This is a genomic window from Streptococcus mobilis, from assembly GCF_059727625.1.
This window is the reverse complement of the sequence record NZ_AP041823.1, coordinates 1,202,974-1,221,307: the sequence shown is the minus strand read 5'-3', so window position 1 is coordinate 1,221,307 and position 18,334 is coordinate 1,202,974. Positions and strand designations below refer to the sequence as shown.

Annotated in this window: 17 protein-coding genes; 9 read left to right on the top strand and 8 right to left on the bottom strand. The window is 33.9% G+C overall.

Annotated features, from left to right (window positions below; translation table 11 throughout):
* Positions 1-91 precede the first annotated feature (91 nt).
* The 3 genes from AC6IZR_RS05755 (at position 92) to msr(D) (ending at position 3,448) form a co-directional block, all read left to right on the top strand.
* Positions 92-262: a hypothetical protein gene (locus AC6IZR_RS05755; protein ID WP_000873143.1), complete on the top strand. Its 171-nt coding sequence runs from the start codon at positions 92-94 to the stop codon at positions 260-262.
* 385 nt (positions 263-647) lie between these two features.
* A complete protein-coding gene (gene mef(A) / locus AC6IZR_RS05750) occupies positions 648-1,865 on the top strand; it encodes a macrolide efflux MFS transporter Mef(A) (RefSeq protein ID WP_000417519.1) in 1,218 nt (405 codons plus the stop codon).
* Positions 1,866-1,984: 119 nt separating this feature from the next.
* Positions 1,985-3,448, top strand: a complete 1,464-nt coding sequence (gene msr(D), locus AC6IZR_RS05745; RefSeq protein ID WP_000420313.1) for an ABC-F type ribosomal protection protein Msr(D) — start codon at positions 1,985-1,987, stop codon at positions 3,446-3,448.
* A 117-nt stretch (positions 3,449-3,565) separates the two neighbouring features.
* On the opposite strand, the gene AC6IZR_RS05740 is transcribed toward msr(D), so the two are convergent.
* The 4 genes from AC6IZR_RS05740 to AC6IZR_RS05725 are packed head-to-tail and all read right to left on the bottom strand — an operon-like array spanning position 3,566 to position 4,810.
* Positions 3,566-3,865: a DUF5960 family protein gene (locus AC6IZR_RS05740; protein WP_001072467.1), complete on the bottom strand. Its 300-nt coding sequence runs from the start codon at positions 3,863-3,865 to the stop codon at positions 3,566-3,568.
* Complete coding sequence (locus AC6IZR_RS05735) at positions 3,852-4,220, bottom strand: hypothetical protein (protein ID WP_000567222.1); 369 nt, start codon at positions 4,218-4,220, stop codon at positions 3,852-3,854. The genes AC6IZR_RS05740 and AC6IZR_RS05735 overlap by 14 nt, the downstream gene beginning before the upstream one ends.
* A 12-nt stretch (positions 4,221-4,232) precedes the next feature.
* Positions 4,233-4,568, bottom strand: coding sequence for a DinB/UmuC family translesion DNA polymerase (locus AC6IZR_RS05730; protein WP_000806926.1), 336 nt, complete (start codon positions 4,566-4,568; stop codon positions 4,233-4,235).
* Positions 4,565-4,810 (bottom strand): hypothetical protein, encoded by a 246-nt coding sequence (locus AC6IZR_RS05725; RefSeq protein WP_001813542.1) that lies wholly within the window; start codon positions 4,808-4,810, stop codon positions 4,565-4,567. The genes AC6IZR_RS05730 and AC6IZR_RS05725 overlap by 4 nt, the downstream gene beginning before the upstream one ends.
* 900 nt (positions 4,811-5,710) lie before the next feature.
* Here AC6IZR_RS05725 and AC6IZR_RS05720 point away from each other — a divergent pair.
* The 6 genes from AC6IZR_RS05720 to xerS all read left to right on the top strand — a co-directional run bounded on the left by AC6IZR_RS05720 (position 5,711) and on the right by xerS (position 14,410).
* On the top strand, positions 5,711-6,979 hold the full coding sequence (locus tag AC6IZR_RS05720) for a site-specific integrase (protein ID WP_490220082.1): 1,269 nt from the start codon (positions 5,711-5,713) through the stop codon (positions 6,977-6,979).
* Between the two features lie 3 nt (positions 6,980-6,982).
* Complete coding sequence (locus AC6IZR_RS05715) at positions 6,983-8,833, top strand: hypothetical protein (protein WP_490220083.1); 1,851 nt, start codon at positions 6,983-6,985, stop codon at positions 8,831-8,833.
* Complete coding sequence (locus AC6IZR_RS05710; protein ID WP_497848224.1) at positions 8,830-10,500, top strand: hypothetical protein; 1,671 nt, start codon at positions 8,830-8,832, stop codon at positions 10,498-10,500. Before AC6IZR_RS05715 ends, AC6IZR_RS05710 begins: the two co-directional genes overlap by 4 nt.
* Positions 10,493-11,206, top strand: a complete 714-nt coding sequence (locus AC6IZR_RS05705; RefSeq protein WP_497848223.1) for a hypothetical protein — start codon at positions 10,493-10,495, stop codon at positions 11,204-11,206. Before AC6IZR_RS05710 ends, AC6IZR_RS05705 begins: the two co-directional genes overlap by 8 nt.
* A gap of 8 nt (positions 11,207-11,214) precedes the next feature.
* Entirely contained in the window at positions 11,215-13,062 is a 1,848-nt protein-coding gene (locus tag AC6IZR_RS05700) for a zinc-ribbon domain-containing protein (protein ID WP_118398346.1), read from the top strand.
* A gap of 277 nt (positions 13,063-13,339) precedes the next feature.
* Positions 13,340-14,410, top strand: a complete 1,071-nt coding sequence (xerS, locus tag AC6IZR_RS05695) for a tyrosine recombinase XerS (protein ID WP_497848222.1) — start codon at positions 13,340-13,342, stop codon at positions 14,408-14,410.
* A 180-nt stretch (positions 14,411-14,590) separates the two neighbouring features.
* On the opposite strand, the gene AC6IZR_RS05690 is transcribed toward xerS, so the two are convergent.
* The 4 genes from AC6IZR_RS05690 to AC6IZR_RS05675 form a co-directional block, all read right to left on the bottom strand.
* A complete protein-coding gene (locus tag AC6IZR_RS05690) occupies positions 14,591-15,352 on the bottom strand; it encodes an ABC transporter permease (RefSeq protein ID WP_497848221.1) in 762 nt (253 codons plus the stop codon).
* Between the two features lies 1 nt (position 15,353).
* Positions 15,354-16,280, bottom strand: coding sequence for an ABC transporter ATP-binding protein (locus tag AC6IZR_RS05685; protein WP_497848220.1), 927 nt, complete (start codon positions 16,278-16,280; stop codon positions 15,354-15,356).
* A gap of 223 nt (positions 16,281-16,503) precedes the next feature.
* On the bottom strand, positions 16,504-17,637 hold the full coding sequence (locus tag AC6IZR_RS05680) for a hypothetical protein (RefSeq protein WP_497848219.1): 1,134 nt from the start codon (positions 17,635-17,637) through the stop codon (positions 16,504-16,506).
* 70 nt (positions 17,638-17,707) lie between these two features.
* Positions 17,708-18,334 carry a putative bacteriocin export ABC transporter gene (locus AC6IZR_RS05675; protein WP_497848218.1) on the bottom strand — a complete coding sequence of 209 codons (627 nt, stop codon included), beginning with the start codon at positions 18,332-18,334 and terminating at the stop codon, positions 17,708-17,710.

Below are 18,334 nucleotides of genomic sequence, written 5' to 3'. Positions count from 1 at the left end.
AAAAACTATTTTAAAGGTTAAGAGTAGACAAAAATTGTCCACTCTTTTTTGCAAACTCAATTTATCAATAAATGAAATGAGGGAATGTAAAATGAAATATTTTGAGGTTGAGTTAGAAAATCCTGATGAATTTTTAAAACTACAAACAGAAGATTTTGTGAAAGCTAATCGCTTGCTACTAAGGAAGATAATCCAGAGCGTTACAGTCTATGAAGAAAACTTCGTCATATCCTTTAAATCTGGCATCGAATTGGAAGTATGAGTCTCATTCCATAACTTTTATATTGAACATATCATCTTGTTGTGTTATACTATAAATTGATATAAACAAAGATGTAGGAGGAACCGAAACTATGACAGCCTCAATGCGTTTAAGATAAGCTGGCAATAAAAAAAGCAGAATCTATACCCGATGATAGGCTTTTTTGTTGTGCTTATTTATACGATATTGAGCATTCATTAGTTACGGTGAGGATATTGGTTATTTAACTATACCTTTATTTAACTATGTCTTTAATATGAATGTTTCCAAATTGTATGTATGCAGACCAAAAGCCACATTGTGGGGTTTGGCCTGCATTTTTTATTGCCTAGAATGCTATTCAAAATAGAAATTCAAGCAAAATAATATGCAGGAGATAATATAAATGGAAAAATACAACAATTGGAAACGAAAATTTTATGCAATATGGGCAGGGCAAGCAGTATCATTAATCACTAGTGCCATCCTGCAAATGGCGATTATTTTTTACCTTACAGAAAAAACAGGATCTGCGATGGTCTTGTCTATGGCTTCATTAGTAGGTTTTTTACCCTATGCGATTTTGGGACCTGCCATTGGTGTGCTAGTGGATCGTCATGATAGGAAGAAGATAATGATTGGTGCCGATTTAATTATCGCAGCAGCTGGTGCAGTGCTTGCTATTGTTGCATTCTGTATGGAGCTACCTGTCTGGATGATTATGATAGTATTGTTTATCCGTAGCATTGGAACAGCTTTTCATACCCCAGCACTCAATGCGGTTACACCACTTTTAGTACCAGAAGAACAGCTAACGAAATGCGCAGGCTATAGTCAGTCTTTGCAGTCTATAAGCTATATTGTTAGTCCGGCAGTTGCAGCACTCTTATACTCCGTTTGGGATTTAAATGCTATTATTGCCATCGACGTATTGGGTGCTGTGATTGCATCTATTACGGTAGCAATTGTACGTATACCTAAGCTGGGTAATCAAGTGCAAAGTTTAGAACCAAATTTCATAAGGGAGATGAAAGAAGGAGTTGTGGTTCTGAGACAAAACAAAGGATTGTTTGCCTTATTACTCTTAGGAACACTATATACTTTTGTTTATATGCCAATCAATGCACTATTTCCTTTAATAAGCATGGAACACTTTAATGGAACGCCTGTGCATATTTCTATTACGGAAATTTCCTTTGCATTTGGGATGCTAGCAGGAGGCTTATTATTAGGAAGATTAGGGGGCTTCGAAAAGCATGTATTACTAATAACAAGTTCATTTTTTATAATGGGGACCAGTTTAGCCGTTTCGGGAATACTTCCTCCAAATGGATTTGTAATATTCGTAGTTTGCTGTGCAATAATGGGGCTTTCGGTGCCATTTTATAGCGGTGTGCAAACAGCTCTTTTTCAGGAGAAAATTAAGCCTGAATATTTAGGACGTGTATTTTCTTTGATCGGAAGTATCATGTCACTTGCTATGCCAATTGGGTTAATTCTTTCTGGATTCTTTGCTGATAAAATCGGTGTAAATCATTGGTTTTTACTATCAGGTATTTTAATTATTGGCATTGCTATAGTTTGCCAAATGATAACTGAGGTTAGAAAATTAGATTTAAAATAAACAATATTGGAGGAATATTTATGTATCTTATTTTCATGTAACTCTTCCTGCTAAAATCGCAGGGTTTTCCCTGCATACAAGCAAATGAAAGCATGCGATTATAGACAGGAGGAAATGTTATGGAATTAATATTAAAAGCAAAAGACATTCGTGTGGAATTCAAAGGACGCGATGTTTTAGATATAAATGAATTAGAAGTATATGATTATGACCGTATTGGTTTAGTAGGAGCAAATGGTGCTGGAAAAAGCACTTTACTCAGGGTACTTTTAGGAGAATTAACTCCCCCAGGATGTAAAATGAATCGTCTGGGTGAACTTGCCTATATTCCCCAGTTGGACGAAGTAACTCTGCAGGAGGAAAAAGATTTTGCACTTGTAGGCAAGCTAGGTGTTGAGCAATTAAATATACAGACTATGAGCGGTGGTGAAGAAACAAGGCTTAAAATAGCACAGGCCTTATCGGCACAGGTTCATGGTATTTTAGCGGATGAACCTACGAGCCATTTAGACCGTGAAGGAATTGATTTTCTAATAGGACAGCTAAAATATTTTACAGGTGCACTGTTAGTTATTAGCCATGACCGCTATTTTCTTGATGAAATAGTAGATAAAATATGGGAACTGAAAGATGGCAAAATCACTGAGTATTGGGGAAACTATTCTGATTATCTTCGTCAGAAAGAGGAAGAACGTAAGAGCCAAGCTGCAGAATACGAACAATTTATTGCGGAACGTGCCCGATTGGAAAGGGCTGCGGAGGAAAAGCGAAAACAGGCTCGTAAAATAGAACAGAAGGCAAAAGGTTCTTCAAAGAAAAAAAGTACTGAAGACGGAGGGCGTTTAGCTCATCAAAAATCAATAGGAAGTAAGGAAAAAAAGATGTATAATGCTGCTAAAACCCTAGAGCACAGGATTGCGGCCTTAGGAAAAGTAGAAGCTCCGGAAGGCATTCGCAGAATTCGTTTCAGGCAAAGTAAAGCATTGGAGCTCCATAATCCATACCCTATAGTCGGTGCAGAAATTAATAAAGTATTTGGGGATAAGGCTCTGTTTGAAAATGCATCTTTTCAAATTCCGTTAGGAGCAAAAGTGGCGTTAACTGGTGGTAATGGAATCGGAAAAACAACTTTAATCCAAATGATCTTAAACCATGAAGAAGGAATTTCTATTTCGCCTAAGGCAAAAATAGGTTACTTTGCACAGAATGGTTACAAGTACAACAGTAATCAGAATGTTATGGAGTTTATGCAGAAGGATTGTGACTACAATATATCAGAAATTCGTTCAGTGCTAGCATCTATGGGGTTCAAACAGAACGATATTGGAAAAAGTTTATCTGTTTTAAGCGGTGGAGAAATTATAAAATTGTTGCTTGCTAAAATGCTCATGGGTAGATATAACATCCTAATAATGGATGAACCCAGTAACTTCCTTGACATACCAAGTTTAGAGGCTTTGGAAATACTAATGAAGGAGTACACCGGAACTATCGTGTTTATCACCCACGATAAACGATTACTCGAAAATGTAGCAGATGTAGTTTATGAAATTAGAGATAAGAAAATAAATCTGAAACATTAAATTTAAGGTAGTCGCTGGTCAGTATAGTCTGTTCTGGTTGGCGACTCCATTGTTAAAGAGTATAAAGACTTTAGATTTTATGAATATTAAAAATAGGAACAGTCAATTGAACTGCTCCTATTTTTCTGCTAAATATATTGTAGTTTTCTTATATGTATAATGATAGATTAGCGGATTCTCATCTACGGTACTTACTTCAAATATGAAGAAGTGATCGCGGTTATCTCTGGACTTTTCCTTATTGAGGACAAAGTAATTCTTACGTGAAGTCGCCATTGTTTTTAGGATATCATCAGTTAGGAAGGTCAATGGAATATTCATGTTAGAGTAGCGGTAGAAGTCACGTTCAAAATCTTGGTAGCTCTCGCTATAATAGTCCATTTGTAGGTGATTACGCTGAAACTCAAGCTGATTCATAGAGCACCTCCTCGACAAGTTCAATACTAATAATGTCTTTTAATTTCAAATTGATGTGACCTGTTGTAGTTTTTATCAAAATGAAATCTTTGGTCAGACTTGGTATTGTTCCAGTGTAGGAAACACGCTTGTTTTTTTCAATCACTTGAATGCGTGTGCGTAGCTGCCCGGCGTATACTTGACTGAGGAGTAATAATTTCTTCTCTAGTGATAAGTCAGACATGTACGTTACTTTGTTTGTATCATCAGAGAGTGCTGATGCATGTTCAGATAGGAAAAAGCCCATCCATTTTTGCATCTTTGTATCCTGGTACTCTCTTGCTGATTGAAATGGTAAATATGAACGGTCAATCATATCAAATCCTTTCTATGCAGAGGCAAGGGTATTTTTATCAAATTGAATCGTAAAACCTTGAATTCCCCCACCTGTGTAACATTCTTTAAAGCGATTGATTACCTCAGTATAGATTATCACAGATGAGCTTGTTGGCTTAATGCTAAATGTAAATTCCAATGGTAATCGGTTTTCAGATTTAGCATGTACTAGTCGTATCGATATTTCAGTTGTTTTGAGTTTTCTCTGACGAAGTTTTGAAGTTGCTGTTTCAACGATTCCATGTAAAAATCTTTCAAGCATTTCAATATCATTACATCCTTTGCTACGGATTTCTGAAAATTGTACTGTATTTTTTTCTTGTTTCATTTTAATCCCTCCAATCCACCCGCGGAATGACCACCGATAAGTTTACTGCGTTCAATATTTCTGGAACCTTCAGTTAGGACGGTTCCTTTTTGTATGGCTAAAAAACCAAACTGTTCTCTGACAACATCAATAGCTGTCTGAAGTCTATTATCTTTTTCAATTTGTTCTACATCATCAAAGAGTGATAGTAGAGTATAGCTTTCATCTACGAAGCCACTATAAGATACACCAATTTGTCTCACTGCACCAGAGGTGTATTTTTTCGGAATAATACAAGTACATGACTCACCATTGTTTTGGGGAGATTTGCGGGTTCAATTTTATTCTGAGCATTTATAGATTTTTTCATCTCAGTCCTAGAATAGCCAATATGAATAGAAACGACAGTAGTCAATACTAGGGCTACTGTTCCGTTCCACAGTATCATTTAAAAATCATTTTCACACCCTTTCGTCTATTAGTATAGAAGAAAGCTCTCAGCACATGAGGAGAAATCATGAGGGATATTATCAGTTGAATAAGTAAGAGTATAATCTACATCTCCAAAGTAGGAGTGGCTAGTTCCAGCAGAAAGACCTTCATAGGTTTTATAACTGAATAGATCGACTTACTTTGTTGTCGAATTTTTCCTGTTCTTCAAGTAATTCTGAGGAATAGACGACAACTTTAAAATCAAATAAGCTAAAAACGCTCTAAAATCATTAAATTGATATTAAAGTGTTTTTATTGTCAAAATATACAATTGAAAAAATTTCCAGCTTTTTTAAAATCACTATCTCAGATGACAATTTAATCAAAATATGATATAATACAGAAAAAGTAAAAATAACAAAAGTAACTTACAAAAGTAAAAGAAAAAAAGTAAATAGATAGCCACGGCGGATATTCCTTTCATCGTTTAGAAGGAGTTGCTGTGGTTATCGTTGTTGCTGAGCTAATTAATTGCTCTTATTACTTTGATGAAGTTACTTTTATTATTGAATTAATTTAAATAATAATAACGATCAATGAAAGTACTCATCGATATTCCCTTTATGCAGTTTAGAGCACAAAGGAAAATGGTACTGATTTGATCGTTTTTTTATGTATTGACATCCTAAACCCCAGTCAGAACCTTCAGTCATATTAAACAAGGAGATAACATGAGATTTGTTGTATATAAACATTCACTGGTTTTAGGTGATAACAACATCGTGACAAAGCAATTTATCGTTCTGAAACACGATGACGGCAACTTACAATTTACTGATTTTCATCGTTATGTTAAATCTACTTCAAGAATCAAGTCGATTTCAGATGATGGGAATAAACGCTTTTCTTACGTTGTTAAGTTTCTTAATTTCATATTTGGTACTCTTGGACTTAAAAGTGTAGATCAACTTACACTTGAGATGGTCAGAGAGTTTTTTACGCTTTATGGATTATCTCAGTTACCTGAAGATAGCGGGAAAAGAAAGAAAAGCACTGTTGAAAAATGCGTAAATGCAATTCTCGACTTCTTAACTCTTTATTTAAGTGAGCGAGAGGGAAAGGCTAAGTTAAAAGCAGAAGAATTGTATACTACGACAACTTTTACGAATAGTAGAGGACGTGTTATAAAGCGTAAAGAACCAAATTTTGAAATCTACGTGGATGATAGCAACACTGAGAAAGCTATTTTTCGCGATATGCCAAATAGGGCTTTTGAGATGTTGTTTTCTCACATTGCACACTATCATAAGGATTTACTCATGGTTGTGGCCTTGGGGGCCTTTGTTGGCTTAAGACCATCAGAAGCATGTAACGTAAGACGTGAAGATAGTCCTCTAGGACCAGGTATTTTATTTCACCAAAGTGATGGTCAAGTATTTAAGATTGAGATCGATCTACGAAAAGAAATACCTCTTAGAAGCGATTTAAAGCCGACTGGACGGATTAAAAAGGAAAGACTTCAAGCAGTACCTTATATCTTCTTGGAGGTCTTTTTAGACACTTATAACGACTATATGAGTTATCTGGAAGGTAAGAAGTATGAGAAGGACTATGGGCCATTAAATCTTAACAGACGAGGAAAAGCATTATCATACGATGTATACTATCAACGTTTTCGTAAGATTATTCGTGAAGAGATGATCCCAATCTTCTTAAAGTCCGATGATGCAGAGGTTGTTTTCTTCGGTCAACTTTTACAGGAACATAATATTTCCCCACATATTTTCAGACACTGGTACACGACACAGTTAGTCTTATCTGGGGTTTCTGAGATTAGTGAACTCATGTCTGCAAGAGGTGATAAATCTCCTGAGAGTGCTTGGGTTTACCTGCAAAATAAAGGTGAAATCGCAAAACAATATGGTCAAGTTAATAATGGTGTTTTTGACTATATGAATTGGCGAGCAAATGAACTTTTTGGTGATAAGTTAGAAAGGTAATGTATGACTTATTCAATTAAATTTTTGATCGAAAATCTGTTAAGTGAACTCGGAAAAAACGATATACAGTATAAAGGAAAAATTAGTAAATTTCTAGTTGATAACAATTGGTTTAATATTGAGATTGATTTGGATAACTATTCTATCTCAGATAAAGATGCTCAATTATTAACAGAAAAAATAACCAATTATCTTATTGGGCCAACTGGTTTAGTAGGAATTCAACCTATATTTAAACAAAAATTTCCATTGACTTACAAATATTTTCAGCAATACTCAGAAGATAGCAACTTATCTAAGGAAAACATCTTTTATGTTCAAGATTTTCTTGCTTATTATCTAAAAAGAGATTTATTTCTCTGTAATGATAATGAGATTGAATTGTTGGTTGAAGAAGCAGTATATGCACTTGAAAAGCAAAAAGGCGAAGTTTTTATTGATTTTTTAAAGTGGTTAATGAATAAAACGAGATGTAACTATCACAAAAGATACGAATTTACACCTCGATACACATTAGAACAGGAGACTAACGCTTATGAGTTAGACGAATATTTAGAATTACTGTATTTTCTTTTTAATGACGATTACATTAGAAAAGAAGATATGCTTTATAAAGCAGCAATCTCAAAAGACTACGCAGATACATGGCTATTTCTAGCACTTCATTTTATATGTGCGCTACGTGGAACAGATTTAGAACAACTTGGGCATCCACAACTTCCTAGAACACCAAAAGAAGTTCTAAAATCAGTTAGAAGTGGGGATTGGAGTAGCAGTGAGGCAAGAAGAACTCTTTTAAGTATTACAACTCGTTTAACTTATTTAAATATTACTCCAAACAAAACAAAGGGAACTAAAAATATTAGTCAGATTAAATTTCAGGTCCCTGAGAGCTGTCAGGTATTGATTGGAACGTTGTTAGCTCTCTGCGAAGCACATTATCAGTTGAATAAAGATAATAATAATGAACCTTTAATTCGACAAATAAAAGAATATAAACGAATTAGCCGATATATGGGGAAAGAAATTGGAGACTTATTTCTTGAAAGGAATTTTAGTTCTAGATCTGCAAATAAATCCTATCTTCAAACTGTTGCCATGTTAGCAGATGATGTTTTACAAGAAAAATCTGAGTTAAATATTAAAGGCTATTTTTTAGCTGCATTAGCCCGTAGCCATAAAGGTTCATTCGACGAATTTGCTCAAACCACAACAACGTACCTAAAAGATGCCCAACTAAGCCAGCTTAAACCAGAAATGGTTGCGAGAGAACTATTTGAACGAGGTGTTTTATCTATGATTCCATCAATGCTCCTGACGATTGTTACTAGAGGAAAGTATAAAGAATTAAGTCCTAGTCAACAAACTCAGATGATTAAACAGTTAGATTTGACACCAAATGAGATCGAAAAAACATTGGCTTTAAGTATTCAGGCAGAAGTGAAATCGCAAAAGGCATTAAAAATTTTGGTAGAAGAAGAAGCAGAACCTAATCAACTTCTTACTATTTGTCATCGTATAGGAAACGGTGAAGCCTTCTCAAAACAAGGTGAAAGCATGTGTCTTTTGTCTGCTCTTGGAAAAATTTGTCCATATGACGATAGGCAACATTGCATCGGTTGTCATTATGAACTACAAACGAAATCTACTTTATTGTTATTAGTAGGAGAATTCAACCGTTTGAACAAACAATACTCTAGAGTTCGTTCTGATTTAGAAAAAGGAAAAATTCGGAGTATTTTAGAAGAACAAATAAAACCTTGTTTAACTGAAATGTTGCAAGCTTTATGCGAGCAATATGGAGAGGACGTATTACATGATTACGAAGAAATAATAAAGGAGTTAATAAATTGAACAATCAAGCTAAACTTTTTAAAATTGAAAATTATTTTGAACCTTTTGACCGTGATTGTGTTTTGCGAGCAAAAGAAGTTTTCGATGATTATTTTGAAAAAGGAATTATTCTAAGTTATGATTTTGATCATAAGAAATGGAAAACTACAAATGAATATGACAATATTAGCCTGTTTTTTAACATTTCTGATTTTCAATATAGGAGATTTTATCAATCAATTTTTCAGTTGCCTTATAAGGAATTTATCGATTACTTAAAAAGTTTTATTGTTTTCTCAATGAAACAACATGTTTTAAGAACTTTACAGCAAATTCTAATGGATATTAAACGTATTATTAAAAATACAACCAAAGATGCGTTTTTAGATTTAGAAAATATCTCTGTAAAATTTCCTGGTTTATGTATTGACTTTTTCTCAAATCTTCCCTGTTCAGATGATAGTCAACTAAATCAACTATTGGAGCAATTAGATAATAAATTAACTATCAACCTTCAAAAAAGGCAGAGGTCAAAACAGCAAAGACAATTAGCGCAATTTCAATCCTATTTTACCTTTAATGACATTTTAAATGATTATTGGTCTCAAACATTATCTAAAAAAGAGCGTCTATTTTATTATCCATTGTATCTCTGGTGGCAGATTACAGCGATTTTACCTTTAAGGCCAAGAGAATTTCTTTTAATACAAAGAAACTGTTTGACCGAGAAAGATGGAAAATATTTTCTCACATTAAGGAGAAATATAATCAAGGGAAGGGATCGACTTGTTGCACATAAAATTTCTGAAGATTATACTTTGAATACTTATGAGATTACTAATTCATTAGCTTCTGAAATAAAGACTTACCTCATTCTTACGGAAAATGATCGTTCTACTAAATTAGATACATTATTTGTGACTGACCCCCATTATAACCGTTGGGGTCGTCGAACAGGTGTTAAAAACCGATTTTTAACTTACACTAATCTCAATACTATTTTGAGGTATTTTTTTAATGAGATTATTTCTCAAGAATACGGTTATCAAGTTAATTATTTTAGTTTTCCAACTAGATTAGATGAAAACGAGATTAATTTGATTCATATTGGGGATACGAGACATATTGCAATGATCAATTTAATTGCAGAAGGGGCTAGTCCTGTTACAGCTATGCTTTTAGCTGGTCATGAAGATGTGACAACTTCATCTCACTATTTTTCAAATTTAAGCCAATTTATTGAATGTCGTAGTTATCAAATGTATCGTAAACTAACGAGTAAAAATACGAATTACGCTATAAGTAAGAGGCAGCCATTTTACACAGCACAAGGACAATACATCGATTTAGAAAATAAAGGACGGTGTTACTCACCCCGCTTTGCGAAAGGTGATTATTCAGATTGTCTGAAAGTTATTAGTGAGCATGCAGAACTAGGTGCTTGTACGAGCTGCCCTTTTTACCGTAAAGCAGGTAAAGATTATTTTTCAATGGATAAAACATTTAAAAAGTCAGTTGATGAAAAAGCTATGGTTGTAAATGAAGCGATTAGAAAAGTTAGACAAGGGAAAGGTCATATTGAAGATATTGGAGAAGCTTTGTTGAAATTAAAAACAGTTAGCAATACCTATCAAGATTACTTAAATGCTAAACAACTATCTTTAGAGGAGAAGAAGTCTAATGGCTAGAAAGAAATCAATTACTGATGATGAATTGATTCATTTGTTTGAACAGTATTTAATTTCCCAGTGTTCCTGTGATTTAAGCTTGGTAAAAATTCCTCGGTTCGGTGACTATGTGAGGAATCATGGCTATCAAAATGTTGCGGATACAACCATTAGGCGTAACAAAAGATTCAGGAATTTTTTAAAAGAAAGTGAAATTAAATACCAAGATGAAAATTATGAGGCTGTGATTACTTACAAGACCATAGATCCTGACAATTTTATGGCAAAAAATCGTGCTCCAGGTGCTATGAAAAGAGCATTGGTGGAAATTAGCCAATACTATAAGAAAATAGCAAACATTGCGGCCAGCTATAAACAAGAAGCAGATAAGTTACGTCGTTCAAATTCTGAACTACAGTCAACTAATGAAGATTTAAAACAGAAGCTACAAAGAGAAAATGAGTTAAGTGATGAGAATCAAAAACTATTACAAATAATCAAAACAAGTGTCTATCCAGAAATTGCGAATGAGCTTTTAAAAGAAGAAGGATTGTTAAAATATTCTCAAAAGGTTATCAGTGAGGATTTCCTAGCAGACAATATCATCACCGCTGATTCAGAAATAGATTTACATTCTGGTGGTCTTATTGAACAAGAAAATCCTCAAAAATCAACTAAAGTGGTTTCTATTAAAAACTTACTGGACAGCAAAACTAATTATAAATGAGGAAAGAAATGAACAAGAAAGTTAAAGATAATCCAGCTATTTACATGTACTGGGATCAAAAACGAAATGTTCTTGACCCAAAAAAATTGTCGTCAAATAGTTTAAAATATGCCTATTGGTCTTGCCCTTATTGTCAACATCATTGGGAAGCGAAAATCATTGATGTGCAGCTTGACAGTTATGAATATCTTAGGTGTTGCCCCCATTGTGGACTAGGTGAACGTTCCATTGATGAAAATGAGAGTGTACTTCAGGTTTATCCCGATTTCAGAAATTATATAAACTACAGCATTGAACAAGATGAAGAATTAGATGAGAAACTTCTTACTTTGCCGTTCAATAGTAAAAGAAAATTCAATTTTAAATGTCCGACGTGTCAATTAAGTTGGAAAGATTCTGCAACAAATAAGAGGTTATTTCAACTGACAAGCGGGGATTTATTTCATTTTGGCTGCAATGAAACTACCTATCATTGCGATTACAAATCAGTTTATCCAAATTTAGCTAAAATCTATAGCGATCATTTAAACAAATTTAAATTTAACGAACTGAAGCTAAATTACAATATAACAGTACCTATTCATTGGGAATGTGATAAGTGTCATTGCAAATTTGAATTATCTATTGATAGATTATTGAACCGAATTAAAAGAAGTGGTCATTACTGTTTGGAGTGCCATTCTTCATTTGAAGAGTTGTTGGATAAAAATTTTGAGGTTTCTCCTCTATCTTTTTTGAAATCCTCCATGCTCAAGGAGTGGTCTGAAAGGAACAATATTGTACCTAATCAAGTTGATGCATTATCTAATGTTCATGTGTTATGGGAATGTACGAATTGTCACGGAGAGTATTCATGTTCACTATTTGAAAAAACAGATAGGTCTTGTCCATTTTGTTCAAATAGAGAAAAACTTCAGGATTTTAATACACTAAATGAAACACATCCCTATTTGAGGGAATTTTGGGACCTCAGTAATGAAAGGGATTTTTCCGAATATTGGTTTAAGTCAAATAATGTAGTTAGTTGGGTTTGTCCTTGTTGTAAAATCAACTTTCAATGTAGCCCAGCCGAAATGATCAGTCGAACCGATTTAGAAAATCAAAACTTTCAAACATGTCCTAATCAATGTGACTGGAGGACTGAGGTATTTAAAAATAATATTTTCATCAAAGAACCAAAACTCATCAAAGAATGGAGCGATAAAAATAAAATTCCTATTCATTTAGCTCAGACAACAATAGAAACGAAAAAATATTGGTGGGATTGTTCAAAGTGTCACGGGACATATCTATGTTCTATCCCAATTCGAAGAGAAGTTTATCATTGTTGCCCTTACTGCAACAATGATAAGCCCCTGAAGGGGTATAATACATTTGATTATTTGTACCCTGAACTAGCAAAATTGTGGGCACCAAATAATAAAGTCTCAATAGATAGTTTTGTTCCATTATTAACTGAAAAAAGGTTCTATTTATGGCGCTGCAAAGAATGTAACTTTGAATTTCATGAGCGCTTCAGCATTATATTAAATAAGTATTTAAGCTCCGAGACAAAAGATCTTAAAGAATTGTGTCCATTTTGTGCAGAATTAAAAGAAAAACAAGATAATATCTCTTTTGACGATTTGATGAATGAGTGGGACTATCTTAATAATCTAATTCTAGGAGATCCAGAAAGAATCCCAAATAATACGCAATTAAGATTTTGGTGGATTTGTAAGAATAATCCAGAGCATCGTTATAGAATGGCTATCGTAGATAAGATAGCAAATGTAAAACGATCTATTGAGCCGTGTATGTTTTGTAAAGGGCGCAGACGAAAAAGAGAACATTTTGTTCCTTATAAGAAAATTTAAAAAAAACAGGTTCAAATTTGAACTTGTTTTTTGTCATAGATTTTTATAAAGTACATTATTTTAAAAGATTGTATTTTTAGTTTTCAAGTAGATAACATACAGAATTTAAGTATACGAAAGATTAAGTTTTCACGGGAATAAAGTACATTTTTTCCTCAAAATTTTTTTCCGGTTAAAATCATTAAACCCTATAACATCTTTCCGAAAAACTATAATTTTCTTGAAAAATATATCTGGCTATGCTATACTACTAGTATAGAAAGATTTGGAGAAAAACATGAAACGCGAAATCTTATTAGAACGGATTGATAAACTCAAACAAGTCATGCCCTGGTATGTATTGGAATATTATCAATCAAAATTGGCCGTTCCATACAGTTTTACAACCTTGTACGAATACTTAAAGGAATATGATCGATTTTTCACCTGGGTCTTGGAATCTGGTATATCGGATGCTGACACCATGGCCGAGATCCCTTTAGACGTTCTGGAGCACATGACCAAGAAAGACATGGAATCCTTTATTCTTTACTTACGTGAACGTCCTCTGCTCAATGCCAATACGACAAAAAACGGGGTTTCCCAAACAACGATTAACCGTACCCTTTCTGCACTGTCCAGTCTCTATAAGTATTTGACTGAGGAGGTTGAAAATGAGCAAGGGGAACCTTATTTCTACCGTAATGTCATGAAGAAGGTTGCTACTAAGAAAAAGAAAGAAACCTTGGCGGCCCGGGCTGAAAATATCAAGCAAAAACTCTTTTTAGGGGATGAAACTGAGGGATTTTTGAATTATATCGATGGGGAATACCCTAAAACACTCTCAAATCGCGCCTTATCTTCCTTTAATAAGAATAAAGAGCGAGATTTAGCCATTATAGCACTCCTTCTCGCCTCTGGCGTCCGTCTCTCTGAAGCCGTTAACCTAGACCTTCGTGACCTCAATCTTAAGATGATGGTCATTGACGTCACTCGAAAAGGTGGAAAACGAGACTCTGTTAATGTTGCTGCCTTTGCTAAGCCTTATCTAGAACAATATCTCGCTATTCGAGACAAACGTTACAAGACAGAAAAGACAGATACAGCCCTCTTTCTGACCTTGTATCGAGGTGTTCCGAACCGAATTGATGCTTCTAGCGTTGAAAAGATGGTCGCTAAGTATTCAGAAGACTTCAAGGTCCGCGTGACGCCCCACAAACTGCGTCATACACTAGCAACGCGTCTCTATGATGCAACCAAATCACAGGTTTTGGTCAGCCACCAGCTGGGACATGCCAGCACACAAGTTACCGACTTATATACGCATATCGTTAATGATGAGCAGAAAAATGCTTTGGATAGTTTATAAAATTACATAACGTAAATTATGTAACAGCTATTCTATTAGAAAAAGAGCGTAAGATTTTTTTATGGAATCTTACGCTCTTTAATTATTTAGTTTCTTTAACTTCATTTATTTGTATGATTTCTTACTCCAATTGGAAAATCATTTTTCCAATTATTCATGAATTTGATTTTGAAGCAATCTTTAGAATTCTTTGTTTTCAAACAGTTTAATAGAAATGTAAAAAATTACAATTGAATAAATAAAAGTTAAAAGTAGTTGAATGGTGTAGCTAATTATCGAAATATTCCTTAAAACAGGGTTTAATATATTCAATACTCCTAATGGGCTAAAAGATAATAATAAGTTATTTTTGTCTAATAAACTTCTTGAAATCACTTCTCCTAAACCTCTTAACAAAACAACTCCAACTAGGGTACTCGATAAAGAATTTGTTATCAAAAATAAACAAATAATTGTAGTACTATAAAAAATAGTTGTAAAAAACGTTGTAATAATTTGAATGAATCCGGCCGTAAAAGTAAGCATATTATCTGCAGATGAAGAGTAAGCTCCAACTTTAAAAAATCCAAATAATAATGTTGTCGCTATAAAAGATGTTAGACATAAAACAACTAAAATTAGGAATGAGAAAAAAATAGATGCAAACAATTTTGAAAACAAAATTTCTACTCGTTTAACCGGTGTGACTAACAATGATTTAATTGTTTTTTGCTGAATTTCTTGATAAAACGGTACTAATGCTACTATAACTCCTACTATCAAAGCAAATATCGAAAATGTATCGCTGGAGGTTTTAAAAACATTTCCAAATGAAGATTCTGGTGCAACCATTCTTAGATACAGTATCAATAGAGAAATGACACAAACAAACCCTCCAAAAACATAGAAAATCTTTTTCCCAGCAAATAATTTGAACAACTCAATCTTTATTAATTTAAGCATATCAAACCTCCATATCTCTCTGCATTTTGATAAAAATATCCTCAAAATTATTTTGTTTCTCAGAAAAATTTATGATGGAGATATCCTGACGTAATAACTCTGTGAGTAGTTTCTCCTTTACCTCTTTCATTGATTCTATATCTAAAGATAACTCAAGTTGCTCCATTCTCTCAGAGAAATCAATGTTTAAGTTATTTAAGATAGACTTTGTAAGTTCTATGTTATCAGTTTTCAATAACCAAACATTCTTTATAGATCCAAGTGATAAAAATTCTGTCTTTTTCCCTTGGAATATTACTTTCCCTTGATTGATAATTGTAACTGTATCCACTAACTTACTTAATTCTTCCAATGAATGACTCGAAATTACAATCCCAACTCCTTTTTGGGACAACTCAATGAGTAAGTCTCTAAACTCTTTAATTCCTATGGGATCTAATCCATTGAATGGTTCATCTAATAATAAGATAGTTGGCTGATGTATTAATGCTTGAGCAAGACCCAAACGTTGTTTCATACCTAATGAAAAACTAGATACTTTACAATCCACACTATCCTCTAAACCTACCAAACGCAGATAGTTTAAAAGATCTTCTTTTGATAAGTTTACTTCATCATAAAGACTCGAAATAAGCATTAAACTCTGTCTAGCTGTTAAAGATTCATAAAATGTAGGGTATTCAATAATTGTACCAATACTATTCAAATAGTCCTTTGATTTCCCATCAATTGATTTCCCATTGATTTTAATTTCACCAGATTCTTTTTTTACTAAACCTAAAATCGTCTTGAATATTGTAGTTTTCCCAGAACCATTTTGTCCAATGAGGCCCATTATTTCGCCACTCTGCAACTCAAATGATAAATCTTCAATTACTTTCTTTTTGTTATACGATTTATTTAGACCAATAATTTGTAATAGTGCCATTTCGTCTTCCCTTCCTTATTCTTAATCGCTCTGCACTTCTGCTGTTTTTTATTGGTGCAGTGTTTCGTGTATTCCTTAGATAGTTGTTGGTGAAGAGAAAGTTACTTTATAAGAGATGGAAGAAATTGTTTGGCTTTATTTTTGTATATCTTTACATCCAGATAAACAAAGAAAATTCAGAAATACAATGAATAGACAAACTTTCTTATGATTTTTCTCCTTTCTACCATTCTTGATAGCGCATTACGGAGTTTTCATTTCGATCGATTTCACCTTTTGGAATCTCACTATTCTTCTTTTTGAATTGAATCCATAGAATTCCTTTATCCGATAGTAAAATGGGGCCATGATCATATAAATAATGAATCCGATGCTTTAAATCCCACAAATAATATTGAGATTTAACGCGTTCCTCACTTCTTCTTTCTCCCATATAAGTGAGATAAATATTGCGATATATGGAGGTTTCTGCTTGTGAAGTAGAAAATATCTTTTTATGGTTTTTATTTTCGAAGGTAAACGAAGCATCTTTATTATTTGCAACCAAGTATAGAAGATTGTGCCCATTCGTCATTAAATCGACATAATAGCGGTGATCATCCCTTGTTTGATCTATAACTTTTTTCTGCCCATCACTTAAGGAGTAGGCTACAATTTTTGTGGTTAAAGCTGTGTTATCAATTTGGACATAATACAAGTGATCTTTAAATACAGTCGGAAAACCGCTATTTTCTGATTCAATCGTCTGATGAGTCCCTGTTTCAAGGTCAAATTCTTCAATTTGATATAGGCTATCGCCTACTTCATAATTTATAAAGAGTTTCTGGTTGGATCGAGCTACTTGAGTAACTGGAACAGTTCCGATAGGTCTCCTATCGATCAGTGTCGTTAAAGATTTGTCTTTTATCTTCCAGAGATAGTAAATCCCTGTCTGATTGAGTTGATCATACTCTTCAAAAACAACAATATCATGATCTACATAGCTAACAGCTACATGAGTCAGATTAGATGTCTTTTCAACATCTTTTATCTTTTGAAAGTCCTTGGTATGTAAATTCATACTGGCAAGATAATTCTGATCTTCGTGTCCTTGGTCAACAGCCTCGCCATAAGCAATCCCATCATTTGACAGTGCGGTAGGTGTAAAGATTTTCCCATCTGGATAAGGAATAGAAATAGAATTTTTTAATAAGTCTTCTGCCTTTCTTTCCTCGAATCCTATTTTCCTAGACACATTGGTACTACCGGAAGGAGATTTTTTTTGTGGTCCTACAAGAGTGCAGGCTGATAAGAGAATGATAATACCAACGATGATAAAACTTAAAAATTTTTGTTTGTCATGATCTTTTGTCTTCATCAGCTCTTACCTCATGAATAGCTAACTATAAAAGATAATACAGAAGATCCTACCATTCTTCAGCCATAGACTAGTTGAGTTTTACCACTTCGTCAGCTTGTTCCCAAATCACTGGATTATGGGTTGCAATAATGATTATACGCTTTTGATTCTTTAACGTTAACAGCAAGTCCATCACCTCTCGAGAGGTTTCTGGATCAAGTGCTGCAGTTAGTTCATCCGCTAAAATCAAAGGTGGATCCTTTAAAATAACTTTAGCCAATGCAACACGTTGTGCCTCTCCCCCAGATAATTCATAAATCTTTTGATCCAGAGCAAGGTAAGCCAATCCTACTTTTTTTAGCACTTCTTCTTCTTGCTGCTTCTTCTCTTTTTTCGTTAATTTTTGCCCAATCAATCCCAAATCTAAATTTGTAGCGATAGTCTCGTTTTCAAGCAGGCCAAAGTTTTGAAAGAGATAGCCTAATTCATGCTTAAAGAAGTGATGCTGTTTGATTTGTTTCAGTTCTTGCCCTTGATAGCTTATACTCCCTTTTTCATAAGGCTCTATCTTCGCCAAGATATTGAGCAAGGTTGTTTTACCACACCCACTATTTCCGATCAGAGCATAGACCTTACCTTCTGTAAATTGCAAGCTCAAATCTTGAAAGACCGTTCGTTGGCCAAATGATTTGGTTAAATGTTCTACGCTAATCAT